The sequence below is a fragment of the Streptomyces sp. NPDC001714 genome, assembly GCF_042892755.1.
Classification (GTDB): Bacteria; Actinomycetota; Actinomycetes; order Streptomycetales; family Streptomycetaceae; genus Streptomyces.
On record NZ_JBIAUL010000035.1, the window covers coordinates 63454 to 74743 of the forward strand.

An 11290-nucleotide genomic window follows, 5' to 3' on the forward strand; every position below is an offset into this window, starting at 1 on the left:
TGACCTCCTTCAGCTGGTGGCAGGTTGCGCGACCTTGGCCCGGGTCTGGGCGAGGCGGTAGGAGTCGGTGCCGGTCTCGATGATCGTGCCGTTGAAGGTGAGCCGGTCGACGATGGCGGTGCAGAGCCGGGGATCTGTGAACGTCTTGGTCCATCCGCCGAAGGCTTCGTTGGAGGCGATGGCGACGCTGTTCTTCTCCTCGCGTTCGGTCAGCACCTGGAACAGCAGCTCGGCGCCGTGCTTGTCGAGTTCCATGTAGCCGAGTTCGTCGATGCATAGAAGATCGACGCGCCCGTAGCGGGCGATGGTCTTGGTCAGCTGCTTCTCGTCCGCGGCCTCGACGAGTTCGTTGACGAGTTTGGTCGCCAGGGTGTACTTCACCCGGAAGCCGGCCATCGCCGCCTCGGTCCCGAGCGCGATGAGCAGGTGGGACTTGCCGGTGCCGGAGTCGCCGATCAGGCAGAGCGGCTGTCCCTTCTTCACCCACTCGCAGGTCGCCAGCGTGTGGACGACGGCGGCGTCGATGTTGGAGTTGGCGTCGAAGTCGAACTCCCGCAACGCCTTCTGCCTAGGGAAGGCCGCAGCCTTGATGCGGCGTTCGGAGCGGCGCCGGGCCCGGTCGTCGCATTCGGCCAGTAGCAGTTCGGCGAGGAAGGTGAGGTAGGACATCTGCTCGCGGGCGGCCTGCTCGGCCAGGTCCGGGAACTTCGCACGGATGGTAGGCAGGCGGAGCATCCGACAGGCGCCGACGACGGCCGTCTCGGCCGCCTGCTCGCTCATCCGGCGGTGGCTGGTGGCGTTCATGGCATCTGGTCTCCCGTGCTGGTGCGACTGGTGCGGCGGCCAAGAAGCTGGTCGTAGGGGACGGGCGAAGGCAGGGGGCGGGTGTCGGGCGGCAGATGAGCCAGCCGCCGCGCGGTCAGGAAGGTCACCGTCGGCTCCCGCCGCAGAGGCGGCTTCGGTTCGGCGAGGGCCGTGTCGGCGTCGTCGGCTTCCTGGGCCTTGCGGGCCTCCAGGGCGACGGCGTCCGCGGTCAGTGCACCCACTCGCAGCGTGGCCGCGAGCCCGGTCACCAGGTCCTCGTGCGGGATGCGCCGGCCCAGCAGCAACACGTCGATGAGGGCCCGGGTGCCGTCCCGGTCGCCATGGGCCTTGCAGGCCGCAGCCCACCATGCGTCGTGGACGGGAGTGAACTTCCCTGCGGCTTTGGCCTGTTCGAGGGCGGTCGCTCCGGGCAGGGCGCCGGGCTTGCGCACCAGGGCTTCCAGGTAGTGGTCCAGGACCAGCCGTTCTCCGCCTTTGGCGATCAGCCGTTCGTGCCGAGCGATCTCCGTGCTGCCGTCGTAGACGACCACATCGTTGGCGTGCAGCACGGCCCGCACCCGGCGGCCGATGAAGCGGACCGGCACTGAGTAGCTGTTGGTGCGGACCGAGATGCGGCTGTGCCTGTCCACCCGCAGCGCGAAGGTGCGGCTGGTGTCGAACAGTTCCTGCGGTAACGGCTTCAACAGGGGCTGTTCAACGGAGAAGTACTCGCCGACGGTGCGCGGCCGCATCCGGATGCGGCGGTCATCGTCCTCCTCGTCCCACTGGTCGACCAGCACGTTCAGCTCGGCCAGGGAGTTCACCTCGGGCACGGGGACAAGCCGGTTGCGGCGGAAGTAGCCCACATCGACTTCCACCCCGCCCTTCTCATGGGCGCCAGCGATCCCGGGGCGGCAGTAGAAGCTCTCAACACCGAAGTGCTCACGGAAGAGGATCCACCGCTCGTTCTCCTGCCTCTCCCGGGCGAACCCGATCACCTTGGCGACCGCGGCCTTCAAGTTGTCGTAGCGGACCTTGCCGGTCGGCACCCCGCCCAGCACCCTGAAGGCGTGCACGTGGCCTTCGAAGAACGCCTCCTGGCCGCCGGACGCGAAGATCCGGTGCACCGCCTTGCCCGAATACGACAGGCGGAAGCTGAACAAGTAGCAGACCACGCTCTGCCCGGCCAGACGGACCGTCACGTCCCCGAAATCGACCTCGGCCTCCACCCCGGGACGGTGCGACTGCGGCACGAACGCCTCAACGGGGCCGCGGCCGGCTGCCGCCCGGACCTCGCCCCGGCGCACCGCGACGTAGTCGCGGACCATTCCGTAGGAGATGCCGTTGGCCTGATGCTCCTCAAGCAGCCGGTCGAAGACGCGTTTCGCAGTGTGCCGCTGCTTGCGCGGCGCGTCCAGATCGGTCCGCAACATCTGGTCGATCAGCGGCTTGTACGGATCCAGGCGTGTCGGCCGCGGCGGCAGCTTCTTGCGCGGCCGGGGCCAGGCAGACTCCAGTGCCTTCTGCACGGTGGGGTGGCCGACGCCGTACTTGCGCATCACGGCCCGCTTCGTCATCCCAGCACGGCAGTCCCGGCGGATCGCCGCGTACAGCTCGACCCTCGACTTCGGCGCCATCGACGCCCCCTCACAGCACGGAGCACACCCATGTTCCCACCGCAAGCCCCCTGGTGTTGCCGAAACTCACCGACACCCACACGTCTCAATCCGAGGCGTTCCCGGCGCTGAGCGACACCTGTTCCCCAAACCCGCCGACATACCCAATCTCGCTGTAGGCGAGGCGGGAGTGGTCGTCGACGGCGGAGTGGACGACCACGCGACGTTGGGACGAACTCAGGGCTGGTGACATATCACTCGATTCCGAGGGGTGCGATGCCCAGGTCCTCACGCATGAGGCGACGCATCTGCGCCATAGCTTTGCGTCGCCGCTCTATCAGGGGGGCGTCGTCGGCGGAGCCGACAGCCACTCCACGGGCATAGGCGTCGCGGATTGCGCGCAGGCGGTGGAACGCCTCGTTCCCCGCCTCCACCACCTGCGGCGGGCCCACGAGCCAGAGGCGTTCGCTCGCCGTGTAGATGCCGGTGCCACGCACGGCTTCCCGCACCGCCGCGTCGCGTGCCGACTCGGACATGTGGTCGCCCAGCGCGACGGCCCGTATCTCCTCACCTGCGGCTTTGAGGGCGGAAACATACTCCGTGTAGACCTCGCGCCGTACTTCCAAAGCGTGCCTGGCTTCCTCGCGCCGCCACCGGTTGCGGTCGGCGATCAGGGTGGCTGCGATGCCGATGACAGCACCGGTCAGTGTGGAGAGCAGGGGCGTCCAGTCCATGTGTCGCAGCTTGTCGAAACCGGTGCGCTGGCACCAGTACTTTCGCTACGCATGGCTGTGGCCGGCACTTTCGAAACACGCCCCTACTGATCTATTCGTAAGTTCGGTGGGGGTGGTGGGTGGATGGGCAGGCCGGTATGGGCGAGGAATGACCATGGCAGTCGGGGGTTGGCATTGATGCGGCGGATGCCTTGCTCGGTGGCGTCGGCGACATCGGCGAGGTGGTCGCCGGCGAGGTTGGCGAGTTCGCGTTTCTTGAGTGAGGACCACAGCAGTTCCACCGGGTTCAGCTCGGGAGCGTAGGCGGGTAATCGCTCCCGGGTGAGCCAGTCCTGTTCGGTGACCCAGGCCCGCATTGCTCGGCTCCAGTGGGCGGACAGACCGTCACAGACCAGGACCACTCGCTCGCCGCGGTAGAACACCTTCATCTGCTCCAGGACCTCGATGAGTCCGGCGGTGTCGTAGCTGCCGGGCTTGAGGTGGAAGCACAGGCGGGCCCCGCGACCGCGGTCGGTGGAGTGGTAGCCCAAGGCTCCGGCCATGGACGCGCGCTTCCAGTTCAGGCGGTGCCGCAGGAGCGGAGTCCGCCCTCGGGGCGAGTAGGTACGGCGGATCTGAGGAAGCAGGGAGACTCCTGATTCGTCGAGGAAGACGATCCAGGCACATGTGTTCACGGCCCCTTTTTGATGCGCGGCCACTCGTGCGCGATCCAGCGGGCAATCTCCGACTCGTCCCGCTCGACCGCCCGCCGCTCAGGCCGTTGCAGGCTCCGTCCGAGCCGGCCGGTCAGCAGCCGCCACACCGACGCCTTCGACAACACCACCCCCGTTGCCCGGGTGACGACCACGCCGACGCGTTCCAGGGTCCACAGGTCGGCCTCGAACCCATGAGCCTGGGCACCCTTCTCCAACGCGGCCCGGACCATCTCGACCTGGCTGTCGTCCAGCTTCGGCGGGCGTCCGGTGGCTGCCCGCCTCCGCAGGCCCGAAGCACCGTCTTGCTCCCACACCCGCCGCCACCGCCGCACACTGTCGGCACACCCCCCCACCGCCCTCGCGATCTCCGCATTCGCGACGCCACCCTCGAACAACTCGACTGCCCGAACACGACGCGCCTCCGCCAACTGAGGCCGCGACAAGGGAGGAAGAGAGGAGCCGGCAACCGAAGGGGAAGGTTGATATGCCACCCCGACAGCCTCCCACCCACACGGCCACCAACCCCACCGAACAAACGAAAAGATCAGTAAGGGCTGTCCCGCAACGTTGAGGCGGGCGGTTGAGAGACCGAGAGGTTCGCCGCTTATCCTCCTGTTGTGCAGCTGCCCCTGGGTCCGTCGAACGTCGCCTATGCCCTGGTGGCAGCGTTTCCGACCCGTCTTGCCCGTGACGTGCAGAGCGTCCTGGCGGTCATGCCGGAGGCCAGGCTCGCTCCGACGATGCCCTTCGAGGTCGAGGTGCAGGGCGAGACCGTCGCCATCCCGTCGCGCATCTACAACGAGGAGCCGAGCACCGACTCGGAGCGGCCGCCCCTGGCCGGAACTCAGCAGGTGATTTTGCACTGCCTGTACTCCCGGCACAGTGATGGCCGGGTCCGCCAGCGGCACCTTGAGCAGATTGTGGCGTCGGGCGAGCCGTGGGTGGTGCCGTTCGTGGTGCAGTTGGCCGGCGAATACGTGCTGGAGATCATCGAGGCGATCGGCCGCGGTCTTCCAGGACTCGCCGTCCCGGGCTCGGCCCAGCGCCGCCTCTACGGGGAGTTCATCGCTCGGAATCCGGCCTTCTTCGCTCGCACGGAGCGGCGGGTGGTGAGCTACTGGTCGTGCTACTACCGCTGGAAGTACGGAGCGTTTGGGACGTATCCCGGATACGTCCTTTTGGAAGCGTTGCGGGCCGCTGTGGTGGAACAGGTGGGCGCGCAGTGGCTGCGGCACACGCCGCACCCCGCTGGCGGACGCAGGTGAGGGACCTGCCTGAGTTCGGCCATGGCCCTATCCAGCAAGGTTGAGATTGTGCAGTCGGGCGATGCCGCGCACGGCGTGGTGGACACCGTCGCCCTTGAGCCGACAGTCGCGGAGGATTGTCCAGGTCTTCATCCGGGCAAAGAAGTGCTCCACTCGGGCACGGACCTGCTTGTGTGAGCGGTTGTGCTCCCGCTTCCAGCCGGGCAGTTCCTCGCCCTGGGTGCGGCGGTGAGGCATGATCAATCCGGTCCCTGGATAGCCGCCATCAGCTATCACGGTCGTCCGGCCGACCGCTGCCTTGGCCCCCGATTCCTCCCACGCCTTGCAGTCGTTCCGGTTGCCGGGCAGCGGCCGACCGACCACAACGACCAGGCGGGTGTCGGCATCGATGACGACTTGGTGATTGGTGGAGTACCGATAGTTCTTCGACTGCTCGGCCACCGCATGGTCTCGGGTGGGCACCAACGTCCCGTCCACGATCAACACAGTGCCCTTCGCAAACCGGCGTCGGGGCGGCAAGGCCAGCAGAGGGCCGATGTAGTCGATGATCCGGTCGGTCGCCGACTTCGAAACCCCGAATAGCAGGGCCAGTTGGCGCATGGTCAAGTTGGTTCGCCAGTAGGCCGCGACCAGGAGAATACGGTCTTCAAGCGACAGGCCCCACGGACGACCCGTCCGTGGTTCGGCTGCACTCTCGCGCTGCACCGCGGTCACCAACTTGCCGAAGGAGCGCGGGCTCAGCCCGGTGAACGGACCTATCCAAGACGGCTCTGACGCCGTGATCACACCAGCCACACCAAGATCATCCCAGGCCGGTTAGGGTGCCTTCTCCGAGCCGACAGACTGGAGACGGATGATGGAGCCGGACGAGGCCCTGCAACTCGCGGGGGCGTTTCTCGCGCACAGCCAACGCGATGACGAGCCGCCTCTCGCCATCGACGCAGAGCGGGTCCGTGAGAGCAACGGGTTCCTGATCGTGCCCTACAACTCTGTGCAGTATCTCGCCTCGCGTGAAGCGAGAGAGCAACTGTTGGACTGCTGGCCCATCCTCGTCGACCTTGAACGCGGAGACGTGCGATTCGGGACCCTGGACGAGCGGCATCTGTGGAGGAACCAGAGCACCTGACGACTGTCCCGCAACCACAGTTACGGGACAGCCCTTAGTCGGATGCTGGCGCTGTGCTGACCTCAAGGCGGCCCGACGACACGGCGCGGGTGTTCCGAGCGAAGCGCGCTTGGATTGGCCGTTCGTAACATTGATGGACCAGCAGAGCCACCGCCTGTGCCGCCACCATCACCCCAACTGCGAACAGGATTCCGTTCAGCAGGGCAAACCGGTGCTTGACGCCGACGGCCTGCCGGGCGGACATCAACAGGGGAAAGTGAACGATGTAAAGGGCATACGATGCCTCCCCCAGCGCAACTACGGCCGGACGGGCGAGCAAACGGCTGCGACTGTGGATGTCTCGCGCGGCCAGCCCGGCAATAATCAAGGAGAATGGCACGCCATAGCTGGCCCCGAGAGAATACGGTAGGGGAACGAATGGAGTTGCGGCGAGTACCGTTGCCATCGCTCCGATGCGGGTCAGCGCGTTCAACCGCGGCCAGGACTCTACCTGGACCAGACGCGCGGTGACCATTCCGAGCATGAACTCCGTCAGTCGCACGGGTGGGAAGACGTAGGCGAACCAGAGGGTGTTCAGACCGAGCGGCCAGCCTGGGAGTGCTCGCCCGCCGAGCTCCAGCGCCACTGCGGGGAACACCAGGATTGCGCAAGCAAGGGCCAGCCACGCGCAGCGCAGCCCGGTCCGGGTCAACCTGCGGGCAGTGGGAATCAGCACAGGGAAGAGCAGGTAGAAAAAGGCCTCGCAACAGACAGACCAAGATGGGTCGTTGAAGCCATTAAATACTTCCCGAGCAGGCACCCAGACCTTTACCAGGAATAGCTCTGCGACCCCGCCCAACACGGTTGCGCTACCGTCGGCCGTCATGGGGCTGGGGGCCGTCGTGACTACAAAGAAGAGCGCACCCAGAAACCAGCCCAACGCGTGGTTGGGGTAGATCTTCCAAAAGCGGCGTCTCCAGAAGGCTCGGGCACGATCCCCCGGCCGGTACGACCAGGCAAGCACGAAGCCGGAGAGGACGAAGAACCCGGAAACAGCGAGGGCGGCCAGCGGCACCGCAGCGATCGAAAGCACAGCCTGCGGCTCTTCGCTGAAGAGTGCCGAACCCGACAAGGAATGAGCCATCAAGACAAAGGCCGCTAGGACGAAACGCAACCCGGTCAGTGATGGAAGTCGCTTCGAGTCAGTAGGGGACAGCATGAGGTCGTGTCTCCTCCGCCTCCAGGGCCACCGAGTTGCTACACGATCAATCTGTCACAACCAGCCCCATTCCAACCGACTTAACCAGGCCGTACCGACCGTGCCGAAGGGCGCCCGGATGCATTCGGAGCACACCAGAACCATCCAGGCGCCCCCGACAACGCAGACCAGTTGGCGAATTCAGCAGACAGGTGTCCCCGTAGGGCTGATTGGTTGATCTGGACGGCCATCCGATCGTCATGCCTTTCCAGGCCTTGTCCGCGTCCGGAGCGCTGAGCATCGGCCCTCCTGGGCTCAAGAGGGTCATGCAGTGAAGTACGAGCAGGTACTGCTTCTCCCTCGGTAATCTCTCGTGTCCGAGGCGGGAGGCATGAGGCAGGGTCTCGGCAACGGCCGAATTTGGGTGGGTGCGGTTCCTCTGAAGGGAAAGGTTGAGCTGGAGGAAGGCTGAGTAGGGCTGTGCTCGGGGCTGCTCGTCTCTACCGTGGTGGTGGAGGAGGGGTAGCGGATGGGCTCGCTGTTCGAGGAGTTGGAAGCGCGGGAGGCGGCTGCCCGGGTGCGGGTGGAGGAGCTCGAAGCCGAGCTCGCGGAGCTGTCCGGGAGACTGGATCTGGCGAGGGAGAGCCTGGAGCGGCTGCGGATCGCGCGGGAGACGGTCGCCGAGGTGCTCGCGGAGATGACCCCAGAGAAGTCGGCAGTGGGTGTCGATGCTGGCCGGCTGGCCGTGGGTGAGCCGGTGGCGTCTGCGTATGCCGGGGCCGAGCGGCAGGTGATCGGGGTGCTGTCCGTTCCGAACTGGCGGCCGGGGATGGGGGCGGAGGTCCTGCCGCAGGTGTATCGGGACATCCTGGAGGTGGTGGCGGACGCGCCTGGGCCGGTCCGCGCCAAGCAGATCGTGCCAAGGATTGGACTGCCGGCCGAGACCGGGAAGATCGAGGGCACGCGGTCGATGCTGAAGCGGCTGGTGGAACGCGGCTGGTTGGACGAGGATGTCCCCGGCCTGTTCACTTTGGCCCGCCGCCGGACGGCCGTTTCGCCCAACTCCCGTTAACAGCAGGGCTCTTCCGCGCCTACATTCGAAGGTGCGACCCAATCGATGCTGGACGGGAAGAGCCCCGGAGATGACACCGTACGACCCCCAATGCACCGCTGACCCCTTTGCGCGCTCCATCAGCGCCTTCGAGACGCTGATGCACACGCTGTCAGGCAGTCCGGCGACCACTTGGACCCACGCCGAACTAGAGGAACACCTCGACGCGGCCGGGCGAGAACTGCTTCGCCTGCTGCTGCAGGACCACCTGGACATGCGGGCCAGGCAGGAAGAGAACCAGGTCCGCACCGGTGCTGGCCCGGCGGTGACCGGGCCCGAGGGGCGAGTGCGGCCCTGGCGGGAGGCTGGGCACTCGCGGTGGCTGGCCAGCGTGTTCGGGACGGTCCGGGTCACCCGGGTCGCCCACCGGGGCCCGGGCATGGGCAACGTCCACCCGGCTGACCAGGAACTGTCTCTGCCTGCAGGCCGACACTCGACCGGATTACGGCGGCTCGCTGTCACCAAGGCCGTCCGCGGCTCTTTCGACCAGGCCCACGACGCGGTGACACGCCGCTGCGGGAGCGTGCTCGGCAAGCGCAGGCTGGAAGAGCTCGTGGTCGCCGCCGCGGTCGACGTCGACGGCTTCTACCGGACGAGGATCCCGGTCCCGTGCAGCTGCGAGATGCCGCTGGTGATCCAGGCGGACGGCAAGGGCGTGGTCATGCGCCCGGAGGCACTGCGGGAGGCCACCCGCCGGGCCGCCGCCAAGACAGCTGGTGGCCATCGCGGCCGACTCGCGCCAGGCGAGAAGCCGAACCGCAAGCGGATGGCGACCGTGGCCTGCGTCTTCGACACTCGTCCGGCGCCCAGGCGCCCACACGATGTGATTCACCCGCCCGGCGGCCGAAGCGGCGAACGCCCCGCCCGCCCAGGGCCCAGGGCAGAGAACAAGTGGTGCACCGCCTCGCTGGTCCGCCCGCCCGAGCAGGTCATCGCGGATGTCTTCGACCAGGCCCAGGCACGCGACCCGAAACACTTACGGCCATGGGTCGTCCTGGTCGACGGCGCCCGCCACCAGCTCGACCTGATCAGCGCCGAGACCACCCGACGCGGCGTCACGGTCCACGTCTTGCTGGACTTCGTGCACGTCGCCGAGTGCGTCTGGGCCGCCGCCCACGCCTTCCACAAACCCGGCACCACCGAGGCCGCGACCTGGGCGGCCGACCGTCTGACCGCGGTCCTCTCGGGCCACGCCGTTCGCGCCGCCGCCGAGATGACCGCCCAAGCCAAGCGGGAACACCTGTCAGCCGCCCGGCACGAGGCCGTCGACGCCTGCCACCACTACCTGACCGGCCACCTCGATGAGCTCCACTACGACACCGCGCTCGACAACGGGTGGCCCATCGCCACCGGCGCAGTCGAGGACGCCTGTCGCCACCTGATCGCCGACCGCCTCGACATCACCGGCGCCCGCTGGGGCCTGCCCGGAGCCGAAGCCGTCCTGCGACTGCGCGCCATCGTTTCCAACGGCGACCTCGATCCCTACTGGCGCTTCCACGCCGCACGCGAGCACGAACGCCTCTACCCAACCCCGGACCAGCAGCGGTTGGACCTCGCCGCTTGATCACGGGACTACTTGCGGACAGACTGCGACTCATGAGGTTCACAGGCGTGCCCACCGACGCGCAGACCACCCGCGTCGACGCGGCTCCCTCCTTGCGCAGGCAGGCTCACCAGTGAGAGCCGCCCTGCCCTCCTTCCGCTACCACCCCGAACCCGTCGCAAGCGGATCCATTCGCGAGAGCGCTGAGATCTGCGCCTGCTGCGAGCGCAGCACCGGGTGGATCTACACCGCGACCTTCTACACAGCCCAGGACGTCAGCGGGCAGTTCTGCCCCTGGTGCATCGCCGACGGCAGCGCCGCTGAACGATTCGAAGGTGAATTCACCGACTCATACGGGCTCGACGGCGTCAGCGAGGAGACCCTGGAGCACGTCACCCGCCGCACCCCCGGCTTCCACGCCTGGCAGGATCCGCACTGGCTCGTCCACTGCAACGACGCGGCCGCCTTCATCGGCGAGGTCGGATACACCGAACTCGCCGCCCACCCCGACGCACTCGACCAGCTTCGAACCGACCTACGGATCGGCGGCTGGCACGACGCATCCCAGCTCGAGAACTTCCTGACCCACCTCGGGCAGGGCACAAGCGCCATGCTCTTCCGCTGCACCGTCTGCGGCACCCACCTCGCCTACGCCGACGCTTCATAGCCACTCAGCCCAGACGCGCCTTTCCCTTCAAAGGAACTGCACCCAACTTCGATGGCACAAGCTCAGGGAGTGTCTTGTTTTTCGTGTAAGCCCTGGTATTGACGCTCCTTGGGTTTGTTCGGGTCTTACTGGTTGTCGATGACGCGGTCGCCGTAGAAGCCGGCGAGAGTGTTGATCGCTTCCTTCCAGTTGTAGGTGCGGCCGGTGGGGTTGCGCCGGTTAGGCTGGCGGTCCCGGATCACGAGGTAGAGGACTTTCAGGGCGGCTTCCTCGTTCGGGAAGTGTCCCCGACGCCTCGTCGCTTGGCGGAAGCGGGAGTTGAGGGACTCGATCATGTTCGTCGTGTAGACGATCTTGCGGATCTCGGGCGGGAATCGCAGGAACATCACGAAGTGTTCCCAGCTGCGGCGCCAGACCCCGATCAGGGCCGGGTAGCGGGCTCCCCAGATCTCCTCGGACTCGGCGAACCGCTGTTCGGCAGCGTCGACGGTGGCCGCCGTGTAGACCTGGCGGAGTTCCTTGGCGATCTGCGACCAGTGCTTGGTCGAGGCG

General features: G+C 66.9%; 13 protein-coding genes. 5 read left to right on the forward strand and 8 right to left on the reverse strand.

Going from position 1 to position 11290, the window contains the following annotated elements:
• Window positions 1–9: 9 nt before the first annotated feature.
• The 5 genes from istB to ACFY0P_RS48335 form a co-directional block, all read right to left on the reverse strand.
• Complete coding sequence (istB, locus tag ACFY0P_RS48315; RefSeq protein WP_388928872.1) at window positions 10–804, reverse strand: IS21-like element helper ATPase IstB; 795 nt, start codon at window positions 802–804, stop codon at window positions 10–12.
• Window positions 801–2441 carry an IS21 family transposase gene (gene istA, locus ACFY0P_RS48320; RefSeq protein WP_388928873.1) on the reverse strand — a complete coding sequence of 547 codons (1641 nt, stop codon included), beginning with the start codon at window positions 2439–2441 and terminating at the stop codon, window positions 801–803. Before istA ends, istB begins: the two co-directional genes overlap by 4 nt.
• Window positions 2442–2674: 233 nt before the next feature.
• Window positions 2675–3154 carry a hypothetical protein gene (locus ACFY0P_RS48325; RefSeq protein ID WP_388928874.1) on the reverse strand — a complete coding sequence of 160 codons (480 nt, stop codon included), beginning with the start codon at window positions 3152–3154 and terminating at the stop codon, window positions 2675–2677.
• Between the two features lie 83 nt (window positions 3155–3237).
• Window positions 3238–3828 (reverse strand): transposase, encoded by a 591-nt coding sequence (locus ACFY0P_RS48330; RefSeq protein WP_388928875.1) that lies wholly within the window; start codon window positions 3826–3828, stop codon window positions 3238–3240.
• On the reverse strand, window positions 3825–4340 hold the full coding sequence (locus ACFY0P_RS48335; protein WP_388928876.1) for a winged helix-turn-helix domain-containing protein: 516 nt from the start codon (window positions 4338–4340) through the stop codon (window positions 3825–3827). Before ACFY0P_RS48335 ends, ACFY0P_RS48330 begins: the two co-directional genes overlap by 4 nt.
• 126 nt (window positions 4341–4466) lie before the next feature.
• On the opposite strand from ACFY0P_RS48335, the gene ACFY0P_RS48340 reads away from it, so the two are divergent.
• Complete coding sequence (locus ACFY0P_RS48340) at window positions 4467–5114, forward strand: hypothetical protein (protein ID WP_388928877.1); 648 nt, start codon at window positions 4467–4469, stop codon at window positions 5112–5114.
• Window positions 5115–5141: 27 nt separating this feature from the next.
• On the opposite strand, the gene ACFY0P_RS48345 is transcribed toward ACFY0P_RS48340, so the two are convergent.
• On the reverse strand, window positions 5142–5909 hold the full coding sequence (locus tag ACFY0P_RS48345; protein ID WP_388928878.1) for a transposase: 768 nt from the start codon (window positions 5907–5909) through the stop codon (window positions 5142–5144).
• A 58-nt stretch (window positions 5910–5967) separates the two neighbouring features.
• Here ACFY0P_RS48345 and ACFY0P_RS48350 point away from each other — a divergent pair, with 58 nt between their 5' ends.
• Window positions 5968–6240: a YrhB domain-containing protein gene (locus tag ACFY0P_RS48350; RefSeq protein WP_388928879.1), complete on the forward strand. Its 273-nt coding sequence runs from the start codon at window positions 5968–5970 to the stop codon at window positions 6238–6240.
• Between the two features lie 34 nt (window positions 6241–6274).
• Here ACFY0P_RS48350 and ACFY0P_RS48355 read toward each other — a convergent pair whose 3' ends face one another.
• Complete coding sequence (locus ACFY0P_RS48355) at window positions 6275–7438, reverse strand: acyltransferase family protein (protein WP_388928880.1); 1164 nt, start codon at window positions 7436–7438, stop codon at window positions 6275–6277.
• Between the two features lie 508 nt (window positions 7439–7946).
• On the opposite strand from ACFY0P_RS48355, the gene ACFY0P_RS48360 reads away from it, so the two are divergent.
• The 3 genes from ACFY0P_RS48360 (at window position 7947) to ACFY0P_RS48370 (ending at window position 10738) form a co-directional block, all read left to right on the forward strand.
• A complete protein-coding gene (locus ACFY0P_RS48360; RefSeq protein WP_388928881.1) occupies window positions 7947–8489 on the forward strand; it encodes a hypothetical protein in 543 nt (180 codons plus the stop codon).
• Between the two features lie 70 nt (window positions 8490–8559).
• Window positions 8560–10092, forward strand: coding sequence for an ISKra4 family transposase (locus tag ACFY0P_RS48365; RefSeq protein ID WP_388928882.1), 1533 nt, complete (start codon window positions 8560–8562; stop codon window positions 10090–10092).
• A gap of 112 nt (window positions 10093–10204) precedes the next feature.
• Window positions 10205–10738, forward strand: a complete 534-nt coding sequence (locus ACFY0P_RS48370) for a CbrC family protein (protein WP_388928883.1) — start codon at window positions 10205–10207, stop codon at window positions 10736–10738.
• 125 nt (window positions 10739–10863) lie between these two features.
• Here ACFY0P_RS48370 and ACFY0P_RS48375 read toward each other — a convergent pair.
• Window positions 10864–11290, reverse strand: a 427-nt coding sequence (locus ACFY0P_RS48375) for a transposase (protein WP_388928884.1), incomplete at its 5' end; no start/stop codon positions are given.

Bases quoted from the DNA above. Each gene is read 5' to 3' on its own strand.
- istB (WP_388928872.1), bottom strand. From the start codon at position 804: ATGAACGCCACCAGCCACCGCCGGATGAGCGAGCAGGCGGCCGAGACG.
- istA (WP_388928873.1), bottom strand. From the start codon at position 2,441: ATGGCGCCGAAGTCGAGGGTCGAGCTGTACGCGGCGATCCGCCGGGAC.
- ACFY0P_RS48325 (WP_388928874.1), bottom strand. From the start codon at position 3,154: ATGGACTGGACGCCCCTGCTCTCCACACTGACCGGTGCTGTCATCGGC.
- ACFY0P_RS48350 (WP_388928879.1), top strand. From the start codon at position 5,968: ATGATGGAGCCGGACGAGGCCCTGCAACTCGCGGGGGCGTTTCTCGCG.
- ACFY0P_RS48355 (WP_388928880.1), bottom strand. From the start codon at position 7,438: ATGCTGTCCCCTACTGACTCGAAGCGACTTCCATCACTGACCGGGTTG.
- ACFY0P_RS48360 (WP_388928881.1), top strand. From the start codon at position 7,947: ATGGGCTCGCTGTTCGAGGAGTTGGAAGCGCGGGAGGCGGCTGCCCGG.
- ACFY0P_RS48365 (WP_388928882.1), top strand. From the start codon at position 8,560: ATGACACCGTACGACCCCCAATGCACCGCTGACCCCTTTGCGCGCTCC.